13 protein-coding genes are annotated in these 19,244 nt (G+C 45.4%); 7 read left to right on the top strand and 6 right to left on the bottom strand.

Annotation, left to right across the window (positions count from 1 at the left end; genetic code table 11):
• Window positions 1–79: 79 nt before the first annotated feature.
• A complete protein-coding gene (locus tag GVO60_RS09625) occupies window positions 80–2,305 on the bottom strand; it encodes an NADP-dependent isocitrate dehydrogenase (protein WP_159653359.1) in 2,226 nt (741 codons plus the stop codon).
• 288 nt (window positions 2,306–2,593) lie between these two features.
• Here GVO60_RS09625 and GVO60_RS09630 point away from each other — a divergent pair, with 288 nt between their 5' ends.
• Complete coding sequence (locus GVO60_RS09630) at window positions 2,594–3,286, top strand: pseudouridine synthase (protein WP_159653361.1); 693 nt, start codon at window positions 2,594–2,596, stop codon at window positions 3,284–3,286.
• 157 nt (window positions 3,287–3,443) lie between these two features.
• Here the strand turns inward: GVO60_RS09630 and aspS are convergent, their stop codons facing one another.
• Window positions 3,444–5,222: an aspartate--tRNA ligase gene (aspS, locus tag GVO60_RS09635; protein WP_159653363.1), complete on the bottom strand. Its 1,779-nt coding sequence runs from the start codon at window positions 5,220–5,222 to the stop codon at window positions 3,444–3,446.
• Window positions 5,223–5,498: 276 nt separating this feature from the next.
• On the opposite strand from aspS, the gene GVO60_RS09640 reads away from it, so the two are divergent.
• The 6 genes from GVO60_RS09640 to GVO60_RS09665 all read left to right on the top strand — a co-directional run bounded on the left by GVO60_RS09640 (window position 5,499) and on the right by GVO60_RS09665 (window position 11,772).
• Window positions 5,499–6,365, top strand: a complete 867-nt coding sequence (locus GVO60_RS09640) for a DUF72 domain-containing protein (RefSeq protein WP_162596542.1) — start codon at window positions 5,499–5,501, stop codon at window positions 6,363–6,365.
• Between the two features lie 124 nt (window positions 6,366–6,489).
• Window positions 6,490–7,227, top strand: coding sequence for a carboxy-S-adenosyl-L-methionine synthase CmoA (cmoA, locus tag GVO60_RS09645; protein WP_159653365.1), 738 nt, complete (start codon window positions 6,490–6,492; stop codon window positions 7,225–7,227).
• An 89-nt stretch (window positions 7,228–7,316) separates the two neighbouring features.
• Window positions 7,317–8,288 (top strand): tRNA 5-methoxyuridine(34)/uridine 5-oxyacetic acid(34) synthase CmoB, encoded by a 972-nt coding sequence (gene cmoB / locus GVO60_RS09650; RefSeq protein ID WP_159653367.1) that lies wholly within the window; start codon window positions 7,317–7,319, stop codon window positions 8,286–8,288.
• Window positions 8,289–8,529: 241 nt separating this feature from the next.
• A complete protein-coding gene (locus GVO60_RS09655) occupies window positions 8,530–9,273 on the top strand; it encodes an ATP-dependent zinc protease family protein (protein WP_159653369.1) in 744 nt (247 codons plus the stop codon).
• A gap of 10 nt (window positions 9,274–9,283) precedes the next feature.
• Window positions 9,284–10,789, top strand: a complete 1,506-nt coding sequence (locus tag GVO60_RS09660) for an inactive transglutaminase family protein (protein WP_159653371.1) — start codon at window positions 9,284–9,286, stop codon at window positions 10,787–10,789.
• Between the two features lie 2 nt (window positions 10,790–10,791).
• Window positions 10,792–11,772, top strand: a complete 981-nt coding sequence (locus GVO60_RS09665) for an alpha-L-glutamate ligase-like protein (RefSeq protein ID WP_159653373.1) — start codon at window positions 10,792–10,794, stop codon at window positions 11,770–11,772.
• Window positions 11,773–11,939: 167 nt separating this feature from the next.
• Here the strand turns inward: GVO60_RS09665 and mukB are convergent, their stop codons facing one another.
• From mukB to cmoM, 4 genes are read right to left on the bottom strand one after another with little or no spacing between them, the layout of a single operon-like run.
• A complete protein-coding gene (gene mukB, locus GVO60_RS09670) occupies window positions 11,940–16,397 on the bottom strand; it encodes a chromosome partition protein MukB (protein ID WP_159653375.1) in 4,458 nt (1,485 codons plus the stop codon).
• Complete coding sequence (mukE, locus tag GVO60_RS09675) at window positions 16,394–17,122, bottom strand: chromosome partition protein MukE (RefSeq protein ID WP_162596538.1); 729 nt, start codon at window positions 17,120–17,122, stop codon at window positions 16,394–16,396. The genes mukB and mukE overlap by 4 nt, the downstream gene beginning before the upstream one ends.
• Window positions 17,103–18,440: a chromosome partition protein MukF gene (gene mukF, locus GVO60_RS09680; protein ID WP_159653379.1), complete on the bottom strand. Its 1,338-nt coding sequence runs from the start codon at window positions 18,438–18,440 to the stop codon at window positions 17,103–17,105. Before mukF ends, mukE begins: the two co-directional genes overlap by 20 nt.
• A gap of 2 nt (window positions 18,441–18,442) precedes the next feature.
• On the bottom strand, window positions 18,443–19,234 hold the full coding sequence (cmoM, locus tag GVO60_RS09685; RefSeq protein WP_159653381.1) for a tRNA uridine 5-oxyacetic acid(34) methyltransferase CmoM: 792 nt from the start codon (window positions 19,232–19,234) through the stop codon (window positions 18,443–18,445).
• Window positions 19,235–19,244: the final 10 nt, after the last annotated feature.

The raw sequence follows: 19,244 nt of genomic DNA on the forward strand, positions 1-19,244 counted from the left end.
ATAGTTTAATGAAATAGATAACAAAGATTACAAGATCAAAAAACCCGCCTTTCGGCGGGTTTATTTTTATATCGACTCATTAACCGTTGATGATAGCGTTAAGCGTTGCACTTGGACGCATCAGCGGAGCTGCCTTCTCAAATACTGGCGCATAGTAGCCGCCTAGCTCGCCCACAACACCTTGTGCGTCGTTCAGCTCTGCAACAATCTTATCTTCGTTAGAAGCAAGCGCCTCTGCGATTGGTGCAAACTCAGCAGCCAGATCCGCATCTGCAGTTTGAGCTGCCAATGCCTGTGCCCAGTAAGTTGCTAGGTAGTAATGGCTACCACGGTTGTCTAGCTCACCAACACGACGCGATGGCGACTTGTTGTTGTCTAGGAAATCACCCGTTGCTTTATCTAGTGCATCAGCAAGTACTTGCGCTTTAGCATTACCTGCCACTGTGCTTAGGTGTTCTAATGATGCAGCAAGAGCTAAGAATTCACCAAGAGAATCCCAACGTAGGTGGTTTTCTTTCTCTACTTGCTGAACGTGCTTAGGAGCAGAACCACCAGCACCTGTTTCAAATAGACCACCACCGTTCATTAGAGGAACAATTGATAGCATTTTCGCTGATGTACCAAGCTCTAGAATTGGGAACAAGTCTGTTAGGTAGTCACGCAGTACGTTACCCGTTACTGAAATCGTATCTAGACCGTCTTTGATACGAACAAGTGAGAACTGACACGCTTCAAGCGGTGCAAGGATCTTAATCTCTAGGCCGTCTGTATCGAAGTTTGGTAGGTAAGCGTTTACTTTCTTAATTAACTGAGCATCGTGAGCACGGTTTTCATCTAACCAGAAGACCGCTGGAACACCTGTTGCGCGAGCGCGAGTAACCGCTAACTTCACCCAATCTTGAATCGGCGCGTCTTTCACCTGACACATACGGAAGATGTCACCCTCTTCAACGGCTTGCTCTAGCAGCGTTGCACCAGATGCATCAACAACACGTACTGTACCCGCGGCATCAAGGATAAATGTCTTATCGTGTGAACCGTACTCTTCCGCTTTTTGAGCCATTAGACCTACGTTTGGCACGCTGCCCATTGTGGTTGGATCAAAGGCACCGTTTTCTTTACAGAAGTCGATAACAGCTTGGTAGATACCGGCGTAACTACGATCTGGGATCATTGCTTTGGTATCTTTTTGTTTACCATCTGGACCCCACATTTGGCCAGAAGAACGAAGCATTGCAGGCATAGATGCATCAACAATGATGTCGCTTGGTACGTGTAGGTTTGTGATACCACGGTCAGAATCAACCATAGCTAAAGGTGGTTGAGTTTCGTAAACCGCTTGAAGTGCTGCTTCGATCTCTGCTTTTTGAGCAGCAGGAAGCGCTTCAATCTTAGCGTAAACATCGCCGATGCCGTTGTTTACATCAACGCCAAGCTTGTCAAATAGCTCGCCGTATTTTGCGAATACGTCTTTGTAGTAAACCTTAACCGCGTGACCAAAGATCACAGGATCAGACACTTTCATCATGGTTGCTTTCATGTGAAGTGACAATAGAACGTCTTGCTCTTTCGCTTCAGCAATCTGTGCATCAAAGAATTCAACCAGAGCTTTCTTGTTCATCACTGAACAGTCGATGATCTCTTTATCTTGAATCGCGAAAGGCGCTTTAAGTTGCTTCACCGCACCGTCTGCAGCAACAAATTCGATTTGAACTTTTGTTGCGCCATCAACAGTGTGCGATTTTTCGCTACCGAAGAAGTCACTACCAGACATGCTTGATACGTGAGACTTAGAATCTTTAGACCACGCACCCATTGAATGAGGGTTTTTCTTTGCGTAGTTCTTAACAGACAATGGAGCACGACGGTCAGAGTTACCTTCACGTAGTACCGGGTTTACCGCACTGCCTTTGATTTTATCGTAAGTCGCTTTGATTGCTTCTTCTTCGTAAGTGCTTGGCTCAGCTGGGTAGTTAGGTAGGTTGTAGCCTTTATCTTGCAGCTCTTTGATTGCTGCTTTTAGCTGAGGGATAGACGCAGAAATGTTTGGTAGCTTGATAATGTTCGCTTCTGGCGTTTTTGCCATCTCGCCTAGCTCTGCTAGTGCGTCACCGATGCGTTGCTCTTCTGTTAGATGCTCTGGGAAGTTAGCAATAATACGCCCAGCAAGAGAGATATCACGAGTATCAACGTCGATGCCTGAAGAAGCAGTAAATGATTGAATAATTGGCAGTAATGAATATGTCGCTAGCGCAGGTGCTTCATCAGTAATAGTGTAAATAATTGTAGGTTTTTCTGTAGGCATGAAATTTCCCTATTGTTCTAACCGGACCAGTGAAAAGGTCCTATGTGTGTGTCCGCTAACAAGTTATGAATTATCCCCTCACCTGTTGCGATTTGTCCGTCTCTTTTTAATTTTAGTCACCGTTAAGCGACATCCTTGAGAACGATTAGTTATAATTAAACAAAATTCGGATAATAGTCTATTATCTTGTGCATTAATCCTGTTTTTGGGCGCGCAAATGATAGCTCATTCACGAGTTAGTTAAAACTTTTACCCACACTTCATTTACATTTTTGCAAGGTAGTTAACATGTCACCACGCTCACGCAGTGAGTCTACTCACTCGTCTCCGCGTAATAGCCGGTCGGGTTTTAAACGTCCCTCTTCATCTCAAGGGTTTAAAAAACATTCATCGAAAAACCGTAAAAAAGTCGCTAGCGATAAACCTAAAATTGCGCCTGAAGACCGCAAAGTGATTGTATTTAACAAGCCTTTCGATGCATTGAGCCAGTTCACAGATGGTGAGGGCAGAAAAACGCTGGCTGACTTCATCCCTGTTAAAGATGTTTATGCAGCAGGAAGACTGGATCGTGACAGCGAAGGCTTAATGATTTTGACCAATGATGGCATCTTACAAGCTAAGCTAACTCAACCTAAATCGAAATCACCAAAGACTTATTGGGTTCAGGTTGATGGCACGCCAACGGATTCAGATTTAGACAAGCTACGCAAAGGCGTCGAGCTTAAAGATGGCATGACGCTCCCTGCTAAAGTCGAAGTAATGGAAACGCCAGAAGTTTGGGAACGTAACCCGCCTGTTCGTTTTAGGGCCAACATCCCAACCACATGGCTTGCGATTACGATTATTGAAGGGCGTAACCGTCAAGTACGTCGTATGACAGCCAATATCGGCTTCCCTACGCTGCGCTTAATTCGATACTCGATGGGTGATGTGACGTTAGGTGATTTGCAGCCAGGTGAATGGAAAGAGATTAAGCTGTAGCGGGTCGAAAAGCTATAGAGATTCCCTACTCATTCCTTATTATTCTATCGAATGACGAATCTGAACTCACTCCCATCCCTCCTTTTATCAAAGACTCCAAATACAAAAAAGCCGCTTCACTTGAAGCGGCTTTTGCTATTCAGTCGGAAAGATAAGATTACTCTTCTTCTTTCTTCTCTGCTGCCTTAACTGCAATCGCTAACTCTTCAAGTGATGCTGGGTTAGCAAGGCTTGGAGCGTCTGTTAGTAGACAAGAAGCGTTTGTCGTTTTAGGGAATGCGATTACGTCACGGATGTTCTCTGTACCACAAAGTAACATTACTAGACGGTCAAGACCGAATGCAAGACCTGCGTGCGGCGGTGTACCGAACTTAAGCGCGTCTAGTAGGAAACCAAACTTCGCTTGCTGCTCGTCAGCTTCAATACCTAGGATATCGAATACTGCAGACTGCATTTCCGCATTGTGGATACGCACAGAACCGCCGCCCACTTCGTAACCATTTAGAACCATGTCGTATGCATTTGAATTAGCCGCTGCTGGGTTCGCTTTTAGCTCTTCCGCGTTCACACCTAGTGGTGATGTGAATGGGTGGTGCATTGCGTGTAGGTTACCTTCGTCGTCTTCTTCAAACATTGGGAAGTCAACAACCCATAGTGGCGCCCATGCACTTTCGTTAGTTAGCTCAAGGTCAGTACCTAGCTTCAGACGTAGTGCGCCTAGGGCTTCAGAAACTGTGTTCGCTTTGTCTGCGCCAAATAGGATGATGTCACCAGACTCAGCTTGAGTACGATCTAGAATGCCATTGATTACGTCTTCGTTTAGGAACTTAGCGACTGGAGACTGGATACCTTCCATGCCTGCAGCACGATCGTTAACCTTCATCCAAGCTAGGCCTTTCGCACCGTAGATACCAACGAACTCACCGTAGCTGTCGATTTGCTTACGAGTTAGCTTAGCGCCACCTGGTACACGGATAACTGCAACGCGACCTTTCTCGTCGTTAGCTGGGCCAGAGAATACTTTGAACTCAACGTCTTTTACTAAATCAGCAACGTCTACTAGCTCTAGTGGGTTACGTAGATCAGGCTTGTCACTACCGAAACGACGCATCGCTTCAGAGAATGGCATCACTGGGAATTCACCTAGGTCAACGCTTAGTAGCTCCTGCCACATATCGCGAACCATTTTTTCAGTCGTTGCACGAACTTGATCAGCCGTCATGAATGACGTTTCGATATCGATCTGAGTGAATTCAGGTTGACGGTCAGCACGCAAGTCTTCATCACGGAAACACTTAACGATTTGGTAGTAACGGTCAAAACCAGACATCATTAACAGCTGTTTAAATAGCTGTGGAGATTGAGGAAGTGCGTAGAAGCTACCTTTGTGAACACGGCTTGGTACTAGGTAATCACGAGCGCCTTCTGGCGTTGCTTTTGTTAGTACTGGCGTTTCGATATCTAGGAAGCCATTGTCATCAAGGAAACGACGAACGAAGCTAGACGCTTTAGCACGTAGCTTAATACGATCACTCATTTCAGGGCGACGTAGATCTAGGTAACGGTATTTTAAACGCTGCTCTTCTGAGTTCTTTTGGTTGAAGTCAAGCGGAAGAACGTCTGAGCGGTTGATGATCTCAAGGCCTTTCGCGATGATTTCAACTTCACCCGTTGCCATGTCTTTGTTTACTTGGCTATCTGGACGAACGCGTACTTCACCTGTCAGTTTGATACAAAACTCATTACGAAGCGTGTTAGCGATTTCATACGCGTCTGCCATATCTGGATCGACAACTACCTGAACAACGCCTTCACGATCTCGCATATCGATGAAAATAAGACCGCCTAAATCACGGCGACGGTTAACCCAGCCGCAAAGTTCTACAGTTTGTCCTGCAAGGGACTTGTTCAGGTGACCACAGTAATGGGTACGCATAATGAATTTCCCAATCTCTTAAAATTTGTTGATTACTATCTATCGGTGATAACGTTACCGATAGAGCAAAGTTCCATTTATACGCTGAAAGTCGCTTTAGATCGACTACCCAACGTACAATTTATTGCGATTTACAATCTATTGATGCTTTTTACACCAACTAAGGCGTAAAACAGCAGCAATATGAAAAAATTGGCGCTGATTATAGCCCTATTTGGGGGGATTCGGCAAAACTCTCATCAACGAAAAATTACAGACAAATTGTTATTTGAGATTATGGACGATTTACCACTAAGACTCGGCCTGACCATGTGGTCACATAACAACTGGCAACAGACATTTTATGGAAGCGGAACCAAGCCTGCTGAAAGGTTAGAGAAGTACGCTCAGGTATTTCACACCGTTGAAGGCAATACCACGTTTTACGCCACACCTAACCAGAGCACAGTGAATAACTGGAAAGCAGCGACTGACGACAATTTTCGCTTTACATTTAAACTGCCGAAAGCCATCACCCACCAGCAGATGTTGCGAGCTAGTCAAGCCCAATTAAAAGAGTTCATGCAGATCATGGAGCCTTTACATGAACGAATAGGTCAGTGGACCATTCAACTGCCTGCTGCATTTGGCCCGGAGCATTTAGAGCAACTGAAACAGTTTTGTACCCTTTTCCCACCAAGCTTCCCTATTGGTGTCGAGGTTCGCCATCCGGCCTTTTTTGCTAAAGGTGAAGCAGAAAAACAGCTCAATCAGTGGTTAGTGGAAAAAGGTTATGACCGCATCATTATGGATAGCCGGCCCGTGTTTGCTGCAGCCCCAGATAATGAAGCCATTATTGATGCGCAGCAGAAGAAACCTCGCGTTCCAGTGCACGCAATTGCGACAGCGAAAACGCCTATGATCAGATTCATTGGCCACCCCACCGAATCAGAAAACTACGACTGGTTCACGCCTTGGCTGACAAAATTGCCGCAGTGGATAAACGAAGGCAAGCAACCTTATGTCATGATTCATACGGCCGATAATATCGTTGCCCCTGAGCTTGCAGCGAATCTATATAAGCAGTTGCAAGAAAAGATAAAATTACCAAATCTAAATTCATTCCCAGCAAACAACGGTAATGCGCAAATACAGATGTTTTAAGTGAAGAAAACGAACAGTTAGGTTTAACACATGACACAGACTCGAATTTCTCATAAAATACGCGCCTTTTTAATGTCTGTAGACTTCGCAAAGCCTAACCGCTTGTGCACTGTGAGAACGAGTTATGAACCCTAAGAGCAATCCAGATACTATTTTTTCGGCTCCAATCGATAAAATTGGGGATTTCACCTTTGATGAGCGTGTTGCGGAAGTCTTTCCAGACATGATTCAGCGCTCAGTTCCTGGCTACAGCAACATTATTTCAGCGATTGGCATGCTAGCCGAGCGCTTTGTAAAACCACACTCTAATATCTACGATCTTGGTTGTTCTTTAGGTGCTGCGACTCTCTCGATGCGTCGTCATATAAAGCAAGAAGGCTGTCAGATCATTGCCGTTGATAACTCATCCGCTATGGTTGAGCGCTGCAAATTACATGTAAATGCATACCGCAGTGACACACCAGTAGAAGTGGTCGAAGCCGACATTCGTGAGATCAAAATTGAAAATGCATCCGTCGTTGTTCTTAACTTCACATTGCAATTCCTTTCTCCTGAAGATCGCTATTTACTGCTAGAAAAAATCTACGCTGGCCTTCGCCCAGGCGGCATTCTTATCTTATCGGAAAAATACGTATTCGAAGATCAAATATCCAATGAACTACTTATCGATCTTCACCACGATTTTAAACGTGCAAACGGCTACAGCGAACTTGAAATCAGCCAAAAGCGCAGCGCTATCGAAAATGTGATGCGCCCTGACTCTAAGAAAGAGCATAAAGAGCGCTTCGAGAAAATCGGCTTTACAAGCTATGACGTCTGGTTCCAGTGCTTTAACTTTGGCTCGATGTTTGCGATTAAATAGGGTTCGCGATACTGCTCGCTCTCATTGAGAAGTCATTCTCCTAGGGAAAGACTATTTTAACTTTTACACCATCAAATCAGTGAAAAACTATGTTTAACTTTGCTAATTTTTATCAGTTGATTGCCCAAGACACCAGACTTCAGCCTTGGCTAAATGTATTACCTCAACAGCTAACCGATTGGCAAAACGCTGAACATGGCGATTTCGGCCGTTGGTTAAAAGCACTTAACAAAATCCCTCAAGGTTCACCAGACCAGGTTGATCTAAAAAACTCAGTTACTTTGAGTAATGACACCCCTTTCCACCAAGGCGAGCTGAAAAAGCTAGAGAGTCTACTTCGAACTTTCCACCCTTGGCGTAAAGGTCCATACACAGTACATGGCATTCATATCGACACAGAATGGCGCAGTGACTGGAAATGGGATCGCGTATTACCCCACATTTCACCATTAAAAAACCGCAGTGTATTAGATGTGGGTTGTGGCAACGGTTACCACATGTGGCGCATGCTTGGAGAAGGTGCTCGTTTGTGTGTGGGTATTGATCCTTCCCACTTGTTCCTTATTCAATTTGAAGCAATTCGTAAACTGATGGGCGATGACCAACGCGCCCACTTGCTGCCACTGGGTATTGAGCAACTACCAAAATTAGAAGCTTATGACACCGTATTCAGCATGGGTGTGCTTTACCATCGCCGCTCTCCACTGGATCATTTGATTCAATTAAAAGACCAACTTGTGTCTGGCGGTGAACTGGTACTCGAAACCCTTGTGATTGAAGGCGACGAAACATCGGTATTAGTGCCTGTTGACCGCTATGCGCAAATGCGCAATGTCTACTTCTTCCCTTCAGCTAAAGCGCTCAAGGTATGGCTAGAGCAAGTCGGCTTCACAGACGTGCGAATTGTCGATGAGAACGTGACAAGCATCGGCGAACAGCGCACAACTGAGTGGATGACACATAACTCGTTACCAGATTACCTAGATCCGAACGATCCAACAAAAACCGTTGAAGGACACCCTGCTCCACGCCGTGCTGTGCTGGTTGCAACAAAACCTTAAACGTGACTTGTTATATCGGCAGATGATTTGACAAAGAGCTAACCTTTCGCCAAACGATAGCAGGTAACCTCTTCACGAATCTTTATTGTTAAGTAAGGGTGCTCAGCGCCCTTATTTTTTATGCGCTCTGTCACCAATCCTTACTCTATGAGAACAATGTCTCGCGTGTAAGCTGTGAGTGATCTAAATTATGCGCTAAACTCCTTATTTATAACTATTTTAAACACTCTCAGGTTTATTCATGCTAACCAGATTGACTCCCGTTGTTGCTATAGTCTTGCTTTCAGGCTGCACGCTGACAAAAGGCGAGCAGTACCACAATGAAACTCTCGCAGCGATTCAAGCTTCAGAATCAAACTTCTCAACTCAGATTGAGAATTTAAATCTTCAACTCAGTAACCAAACCGATTATATCGAGAGCCTAGAATCTCAGTTAGAAACGCTCGATAAGGAACTGAACACATTCAAAAAAGAGATAATGGCTGAGGTTAAGATTAAAAACGAACCTGTTGTTATCCCTGCGCCAGCCCCTATCCAACCTACACCAAGCCACCAAATTGTGCTTGGTGAAGTAGAAAAAGTAACGATTGATGCCATCAAACAGACCTTTGATGCTCGTGTCGATACCGGTGCTGCTACTTCTTCACTCAACGCGGTTGATATCGAAGAATTCGAGCGCAACGGTAAAAACTGGGTGAGATTCCACCTATCTGATGGTGATAGACCACTTACCGATCAAAACTGGATTGAATCGCCAATTATTCGTTACGTAAAAATTCGCCAATCGACTAATGAAGAAGTCGAGCGACGTGCAGTCGTCGAGCTTTGGGTGAAATTAGGTAGTATCCACGAGAAAGCGCAATTCACCTTGGCTGACCGTTCTCAGATGAGCCACCCTGTTCTTCTTGGTCGTGAGTTCATTCGTGATATTGCAATGGTCGATGTAAGCAAGAAATACATCCATACGGAAGCCAACAAAAAATAATAGGTAGCTTATGACATCTAAAGTCCCATTTTACATATCAGTCGCGCTACTCATCCTAGCTGGTATCGTATTAAGTATTTTCCGTCACCAAACTTATGGCGTTCCTTGGACTCCAGGAGAAACACGCCAAGTTTGGGATATTGAGGCCCGCGTTGAGTTTAACGCTCAAAACAAACCGGTAAAAGCATCACTCGCTGCACCTCACACTCAAAATGGTTTCACTCTTATTGATGAATCTTCTTCATCTCCAGGTTACGGCGTTTCTTATGTTAATACCGAATCTGGTCGCCGCGCAGAATGGTCTATTCGTAGTGCAACCGGCGCACAAACCATTTACTACAAGGCTCAATTCCTTGTTGATCCTCAAGCCAAAGTGGAAGCTATCCCTCCTACCGGTGAAATCACTAAACCAACTTTTGATGGTCCAACCGAAGCGGCTGCTATCGCCCTAATTGAGCGAGCGAATCAGCGTTCTGCAGATGATGTCACTTTCACTCGCGAGCTTATTAAAACCATCAACGATAGTGAAAGCCAAAATGCCTCTCTGATTCTCAACAAGATGACTAAGGTTGAAGCCGTCAACAAAATGCTGGCTTACGCTCAAGTTCCTGGCAAAGTCGTTGGCGTGATTGAACTTGAAGATGGCCGCCGTCGCCAAACTATTCAACACATGAACCAAGTTTGGGATGGTAAACAGTGGGTACTCTTCAATCCAACTAACCCAGAACAAGTTATTGCAGAAAACATTCTGGTTTGGGATGAATCAAACGTTTCTTTGCTGGATCTGATGGGTGGCCAAAACAGCCAAGTACACTTCTCGATGATTGCGCAAGAGGTTTCGCCTCAGCAAGCGACCAACGATAAAGTGACTGCCGATAATCTTATCAACTTCTCGATTCATAGCTTGCCTCTAGAAGAGCAAGCGATGTTTAAAACCATCATGCTTATCCCAATCGGTGCTCTAATCGTGGTATTCCTGCGTGTGATCATTGGTTTAAAAACATCAGGTACTTTCATGCCAGTACTGATTGCTGTTGCCTTTGTACAAACGCAGCTAGTGACAGGTATTGTCGGTTTCCTACTGATTGTGGGTACGGGCTTGGTGATTCGAAGCTATCTATCGAGGCTTAACTTACTGCTCGTCGCACGAATTTCAGCAGTGATCATTACCGTTATTATGATCATCTCTGTCTTTACTGTAGTGGCATTTAAGATTGGATTAACGGAAGGTTTATCGATCACTTTCTTCCCGATGATCATCTTGTCATGGACTATCGAACGTATGTCGATTCTATGGGAAGAGGAAGGAGCGAAAGAGGTAGTACTGCAAGGTGGTGGCTCACTACTGACGGCGGTTCTGGTTTACCTAGCCATGACAAACCCATTTATTCAGCACCTAACGTTTAACTTTATTGGTCTGCAACTTATCGTATTAGGCGGCATTCTACTACTTGGTACCTACACAGGTTACCGTTTAACAGAGCTGCGCCGCTTTAAGCCACTTGCGGAGGACTAAACATGTTTTCACGTTTTACCTCTCAATTTACATCGCCGGGTAAGCTGCGCCATAAGGGTATTATGGGCATGAACCAACGTAACCACAGTTACATTGGCCGCTATAATGATCGCTCTAAATATCCGTTGGTGGATGATAAGTTAAAAACCAAAATCATTGCCGAAGCTGCAGGGGCAACTGTCCCTGCCCTTATTGGGGTGATCCATAACCAAGCCGAAGTTAAAACCATTCACAACATGGTAAAAGATTGGCCTGGTTTCGTGATCAAGCCAGCACAAGGTAGTGGCGGTAAAGGTATTTTGGTCATTACCTCTCACAAAGATGGGGTCTATACCAAACCTTCAGGCTCGACCATCAACCAAGAAGATGTGGAACGCCATATCAGTAATGCACTGGCAGGTTTGTTTTCACTTGGTGGTAAGAATGACGTGGCCGTGGTTGAAAACTTAATTAAGTTCGACGACTGTTTTGATGGCTTCAGTTATGAAGGCGTGCCAGATGTGCGGATTATCGTATTTAAGGGCTACCCTGTGATGGCGATGATGCGTTGCTCAACCTCAGCCTCTGATGGTAAAGCTAACTTGCACCAAGGTGCGGTCGGTGTTGGCCTTGATATCGCGACGGGCAAAGCAATACGTGCGGTTCAATATGACCAACCGATTACTCATCACCCAGATACCGACAAAGATCTGTCAACTCTTCAAGTTCCACATTGGGAGCGCTTACTGGTGTTGGCCTCTAGCGCTTGGGAAATGACAGGTTTGGGCTATATGGGTACCGATATGGTATTGGATAAAGAAGAAGGCCCAATGGTACTAGAACTAAATGCTCGTCCTGGTTTAGCAATTCAGATCGCTAACGGCGCAGGTTTACTACCAAGACTTCACCATATTGAAGGCTTAGGTATGCCAGCCAACTACCCGACGCCTGAAGAGCGTGTCGCTTACGCAGCTAAGCAGTTTGGTAGCCAAGCTCAGTTTTAAACTTGCATTCAACAGACAAAGCCCCGCATGCTGATGTGGGGCTTTTTTATATTCTCTGTCTTGTTCCGGGTAACGATGCCCGTCACTTCTGACATGTCAGGTTTGAGTCAGTGAGCAGATACAAAAAAGCCTGGTAATTAACCAGGCTTTTCCAATATGAAGCTATGTTAGAACTCTTCTATCAGCTCTTGTGCTTCTGTTTTCGGCTTCTCGGTTTGACCAAAGCCGCGTAGACCAACTACGTGTACGTGCTCATGGTCTTTAAACACCTTACGTACCAGCTTGTAGGTTGTGCCTTTCTCTGGGCTGATGTTCTCTGGCGCAGCGATAAGAAGCTGCATATCCAGACGGTCACACAGTTCGAACAGCGTCGAGATAGACTTCGCATCCAGACGCGCTGCCTCATCAAGGAACAATAGACGACATGGAACAATGTCTTTACTACGTAGACGACGAGATTCTTCTTCCCAGCTCTGAACAACCATCAACAGGATTGACTGACCGGTACCGATCGCTTCACCCGTAGATAGAGCACCAGATTCCGCTTGTAACCAACCATCAGAACCACGGTTAACTTCAACACTTAGCTCTAAGTAGTTACGGTAATCTAGCAACTCTTCACCCAGAACTTGCGGCGAACGCTGGCCCATGTCGATATGTGGATTCACACGTTGGAACAGTTTCGCCATTGCTTCAGAGAAGGTAAAGCGATTCGATTCAAACAGATCTCTATGCTGATCTTGCTGAGTAGCAAGACCATTTAGCAGAACTTCATGACTCTCACGGATCTTCACGTTTAGACGCACACCTTTCACCTGACCAAACGAGATGTTTGATAGGCCTTGGTTAAGCATTCGAATACGGTTTTGCTCACGCTGAATCGTCTTCTTAATGATGCTCGCCACAGACTCAGAGCTGATTGCTAGACGGTTTTCACGTTGAGTCAGCTCTTCAGTTAGACGAGCAAGCTCCACTTCCATCTCTTCGATGGCTTCTACTGGGTCATCAGTACGAATGATATCCTGACGAATACGCTCACGCAGATGTTGGTATACAGCGATGTAGAATAGAACTTTACGCTCTGGGCGTGAGTTATCTTCAGACAGGCGCAGTGAATCGCGCAGATCATCATTGTCTGCTACCGCTAAACGCAGCGCACCTAATGATTTATCTGACATCGAACGCAGCTCATCTGCCGACATGTACGCTAACTCGCGCTTGTGTAGGCGGCGCTCTACGTCATTTTCACGCGCTAAACGCAATACGCTACACCAGCCTGCTTTCGCTGCAACCACAAAGGTACGAATTTCGACGTACTCTTTCTGAACTTTCTTCAAGCGTTTTGCTAACGCCTTCATTTCCAGCTCAGTCGAGGTGATAGTACGCTCATATTCGCTCTTACGGCTACGAGAGGTGTGCAGACGCTCTTGCAGTTCATCACGACGACGAGCTGCTCGTTCTTGCGCACCTTCATCAGCCGTTACACCAAACTCTTGTAGCTCTTGTTTAAACTCTTGAACGGTTTCCAATTTTGCTTGGTGTGAACTCTTCAATGATGCCAATACTTGGTTGTACTGGTTCATTTGGCCTTGTGCCTGTTTCAACTCTTCACGAGTACGCGTGCGGCTGCTTTCAGCTTGGACTAGCTTAGATTTCAGCTGCTCGCTTAACTCGCTGCTCTTATTTAGTAGGTCGACTGAATCTGAGTAAGCGAAATAGTGACGACGCTCAACCAGATCAGACAGTGCAAAAATCTGCTTTTTCAGATCTTGTAGATCTTGGTCTGCCGCTTTGTATTCAGCTTCAAGCGCATCAAATTGCTCTGGGTCTGCTTCAAGCGCAGTAGCAATCTTTTCAAGCTCAGCGATAGATTTCGCGTGGTTATTTAGGAACGCTTTCGCTTCTGAAAGCTGGCCGATTTTCTCTTCCAGTTCGTCAAAACGAGCTTGAAGCGTATCGTCTTCAATCAATGCGATATGCGGTGCCAATTTATCAAGTGAAGACAAAGCTTGTTTGCTGTTAGTAAGCTGAGAGCGTTGTTGTTGCTCTTTCGCATCTAAATCAGCTAATAAACGCACCGCTTGGTTGCGTTGTTCACGCATACCCAACAGCGCTTGCTCCGGATCTGACTCAAACGCCACTTGAATGTGCTGCGCAACAAAGTTATTGAATGCTTGGTATAGACGCTGAAGTTTCTGTGAATCAAACGCCGCTTTTGCGTGTTGTTCAACCACTTCATCACGTTCATTGCGAAGTAGCTCCAAACGCTGTTCACGAGCCGCACGGCCAAACAGTGGAATCTCAGGAAGACGAGAATAACGCATTTGACGATCGTTCATACGAACGCATACCGCTCCTTCTAGCTCTTCTGCATCGAATGAGCTGTCATCAAATGCATCGACATCACCTTCAATGATGTAAAGATCTTCTGGACAATCATCTAGCTCCACCAACTTCTCTTCGATGCCTGAGAGATCAGACACCACGATCGCGTGGCGCGCTGGACCATACATTGCGCTAAAATATGGCGCATCACCAATAGTGATATCGTCATAAATCTCAGACAGCAATACACCACCTAAAGTATCTGCTAACCCTTTTAGACGCGGATCATTTGAGCCACCTGGTGATGCTAGACGCTCGATCTCAGTTTCTAACTGGTTACGGCGCTCCGCCAATTTATCTTTCGCTAGCGATTGTTCTTTCTCTTGCTCTAGAACTATCTGCATTTGAGACATGACTGCTTGGCTATCTTCTAGCTCAGCGTCGCTCTGCTCTTTTAGTTTCTCTAGTGCGTCATTCGCTGCAATCCAGGTTGGCGCAATCGCTTCTAACTTACGAATTTCAGCTTGCGTATCTTGCTCAACTCGGCGCTGTTCACTGCGAAGTTCGCGCACTTCTTCTTGAGCCACTTCTAGCGATTCGATCAACATGCCGTGACGTTCACGCTCTTGCTCAAACGCGATTTCATCCGTAAGCGTAACGTTGTGCTGCTTTTGGTAACTCTCAACAAGCTCACTCGCTTGACGCTGCTGATTTAAGCTGCGCTCTAGGTCGCGATGTTGTGCACGCCATTGCTGCTCATTTTGCGCCGTTTGCTGAGCATCACGCGATTTTTGAATCGCTTGTTTTGCCTGTGCAGATGCGTCTTTACGCTCAACATTACCCACAATAGCTTTAACTAGCTTCAGCGCGCTTTCAAACTGCTGAGCCGCTGCCGAAGACATATCTAGCTTATGTTTAACAGACAGAAGCGCTGTAGTGCTTGCTGCTTCTTTGCCTTTTAGCTCTGAAACCAGTGCTTGAGCCGATTCTGCTGATAGCGTTTCGTCATCAAGAAGCTGCTGTGCTTTCTCAAGTGCTTGAACCGCCTGCTGGTATTGCAGCGCACGAGTTTGCTGCACATCAAGCGCTTGTTGGTAATCTGCAAGTTGAGTCTTCAAGCTGTCGACTTCTTCTTCCGAAACCGTTGCTTGCTCTTCCGCCATCAATACGCGTTCTTGCGCTTCTTCAACCACCATCATTTGCTCTTCAAGGCGCTCATTCAGCTCTTCAAGATCTTCTTGATAACGGGCGATCTTTTCTTGTTGGCGTAAGGCATTTTGTACCAACTGCAAATGATCCGATGCGGCTTGGTAATCTTGCTCTAAGGCAGATTCTGACTCGATCAGTAGTTCAAGCTCTTCTTGCACTCGGTTCAACAAGTTGTTCTGTTCAACCAAGGTTTCACGCGAGCCAAATAGCTCACTACGCAATGACAAGGTTTGATCTAACTTATTGCGACGATCGTTAGCATGGCGCATGTAGTCAGCAGCCACGTAGTTGGTTGATTCGGTGATCAAATGTTTAAAAAGATCACGATCCGCTTGAGTCGTTTTGATCGCTTCTAACGTCATGCGGTTTTCGCGCAGTGCCGATTCCATATCTTGGAAAGCCTTCTTAACACCACCATTTTGTGGCAGAAGGTAATCGCGCAGCGAGCGCGTAATGGCACTCGAAATACCACCGTATAGTGATGCTTCGATTAGGCGGTAGAACTTAGAACGGTCACTTGAGTTACGCAGCTTCTTCGGAATAACGCCAAACTCAAACATTTGTGCGTGGTAATCAACAATAGAAGAAAACGCTTTGAATTGAACGCCTTCAAACTCAGCGATCGCTTCTTTCACTTCGTTAACTTGGCGAACGCGAGCTTGCGTTGCCGAAACGCTTTCGATCAAGATGTCTGTTGGCTTCACATGGCTTGGTAGACCTTGAATAACGAAAGGTTTAATATCCACTTTCTTATCACGGCCCGCGACCTGCTGTAGCTTCACTGCGAACAATAAACGTTGATTACGTGAGTTGATCACATCAAGTGCTGCGTAACAAGCACCTGGTTGCAGCTTACCGTAAAGGCCTTTATCACGAGACGATTGGCTGCTGCCCGCCTCGGTTGTGTTGCGGAAATGCAGTAACGTTTGGTCCGGGATCAAAGCGGTGATGAATGCCGCCATTGTGGTCGACTTACCTGCACCATTACCGCCAGATAAGGTTGTAACTAATCCATCAATATCAAAGGTACGGGCAAAAAAGCCGTTCCAGTTAACCATGGTCAGCGATTGATATTTACCACGTTCAATCATGCTTCACCTACTTCGATTGTTTCTTCTTGAGCTTGCTCGTTATTGTCATTTTCTTCAGAAAGTAGACTGCCTTGACTCGGTTCTTTCACGTGAACCACGGCTTCACCGTCACGGATCAGACGTAGCTGAGCTTCACGCATATCATCACCTACGCGAACGTCCGCACCGAAGCGAAATACCGATTCACTGATACTGAATTTACCGGTTTCACCAATATTGATGATCATTCCTAAACGGCGAAGACGACGCAAAGAAGTGCGCACTTTTTCAAACAGCTTTTCTTTATCTAAATCAGAACCTGTTGCACGATTGGTCACAAGCTTCATCAGCTTAGCTTCATCAGCCAACGCAATCAGCTCTTCATAAAGTTCTTGGTTGGTAAAAATGCCTTCATGAGCCAAACGCTCAGGGCTAAGGTAAAGAAAACACAACACTTTACCCACCAACATATCCAATTCAGAAAGGACACTACGGCTTATAAGAGAAGTTGAACGAGGACGTAGGTAAAAGAAACCTTCAGGCGCTTTTACCAGTTCCGTATTGTAACGTTGATAAAAAGCCGAAAGCTCGACTTCAAAATCACACAGTAATGCGTGATTATCTAAGTCTTCACTCGAAATATGACGCCCTGCGCGCAGCATGCTATCTAATGCTGGGAACAGAGGGTTAGAAATTGCTTTAACCAGATTATCTGGCATGTATTCATTAGTATCTGTCGATGACATTTGCTTGTACCTTTGCCCCAAAATCGTTAATCGCTTGCCAGTCTGGTTGAATCGCCTGATAGTCAGATTCTGAATAACCAAGACGCACGGCCTGATCGATAACGATACGGGCTAAATCAAAGTGATGAGTACGAGGGTGCTGGGCGAGATAGTCGCGCAGGACTATACCAAGATCGATTGGTGCGCCCTGCTGCTTGTGAGCTTTGAGCATGTCACCAATGCGCTCTGATAGCTCATCATTGACTTGTTGAAATTCTTCGTATTCTACTTCCATCGGAACTTGGCCAGTCACCTCGTCATCACGAAGTACCAAAGCTTCGTCACGAAGATCGACTAGCCTCTCAGCATCTGCATAAGTCAGATACCAAGGCATATCAAAATAATCTTTAACCGATTGACGTAGGCGGGAGCTAAACGCGCGGTTTTTATCCATATCAATCGCGGTACGGATAAATTTGTGCACGTGGCGATCGTAGCCGATCCACAAATCGATCGCCTGTTGTCCCCAACTGGTGATGCGATCGAGTTTCATTTGTAAGCTAAACAGCGCTTCTTCAATAAAATCTAATTCTGGATCACCGTATACGATCTCCTGAATGTCGAGGATTTGGGTTTGAAGTTCATCGCTAGCCGCTTGCAAAGTATCTTGCAGCTCTTTAAGCGTGGTCGATGTTTCAGACAGCAAGGCTTCACAGTTATTGATCGCTTCACGCCAATCTTTATTAAGAAGATCAGCGATCTGCTGTTTGACTGATTGCTGCTGCTCATCCATTACTCGTTGGTTAAGGTCGATTTGATCGAAGATCTCTCCAACAGAGTATTTCAACACGCCATAAACGTTTTTCTTCCAATGGCCGGCTGTACCGCCTTTTTGCGCCGCTTCAATCGCTTTTGCCATCTCATCAGCCACCATCGAGAGCTGAATAGAGAGACGTAAACGTGAAAACTCACGGTGGCGTACATAGTAGTCAGTAATACCAATAGCCAACGGTGACAAACGATAAATACTGGCACCATCGGTAATTTCACTGGTGAAGCGGCTGATTAGTCGCTGTTTCACCATCTCATTAATTGCGTTGTTAGCACGAAACGCGGATGCGTCACCCGTTTCTTCAAATAGTCGAGTGACGATAGTAAACGCATCATGCAGTTCACCTTCACCCAATTCTTCATCAAACCTTTCGTTGCTCAATACAGCAATCGCGATCAAAAAAGCTAATCGTTCTGTCGTCAGGTTCAATGAGAAATCGTGCTGCTTTACCCAGCCTACCAATTCATCGATTGGTTGCTCTGCAGCATTGAGAGTCATCTCACTCATTGTTATTCCTGTTTCTCTTTTTTCTTGGCCCAAACATGAATGTAACGGCCTAATGAGAGGTATGGCTCTTGTCGACACAGTTGTTTTTCGAGTGCCAATACATCTTCATACTGGTAATCCCCTGTGTATTCCATATTCCCTATGTAATCACTAAAACAGCGGATGCCAGATTTACCACAGATTTCAAAGCCCGCCTCTTCAATCCATTGATAGACATCTTCTGGCTTTAAGCCTTTCTGTGGCTGTAATTTAAATCTCTTGCGGTGCGGCATTCCATCTAATACGTGAGGAATATTGCCACAAACCACATTCTTATAAACCAGACCATGATGGTTATAAAACATAATCGATGCTGCGCCACCCAGTTTCACCTGCTCCAAAACGGTTTCCAAGGCAGGTTTAGGATCAGCTAACCACTCCATGACAGCATGAAACATAACCACATCCACTTGACCATCAAGGTGCTGTGCAATCTCTTGGACCGGCGAATGAATCAAGCGATACTGCGCAAGCAGACCATTTTTTTCAATATCCAGTTTAGCCAGTTGAAGCATTTCCGAAGATAGATCACATAACTCGACTTGGTGTCCGAGTTTGGCAAGCTTTTGCGACATTTGTGCTAAGCCACCACCTGCATCTAGAACTTTCAGTAGGCGTTTATCACCATCGACAGCGTTTAATAAATGTTCGAGGTCTTCCCAAACAATGACTTGGCGGATCTCGCCCTTGTCAGAGCCGTAAATATTTTTTGCAAATTTGTGGGCGATATCGTCGAAATTACGGTCTTCAGTCACAGCAGCTTAA

The organism is Vibrio atypicus (assembly GCF_009811315.1).
In the GTDB taxonomy this organism is placed as follows: Bacteria; Pseudomonadota; Gammaproteobacteria; order Enterobacterales; family Vibrionaceae; genus Vibrio; species Vibrio atypicus.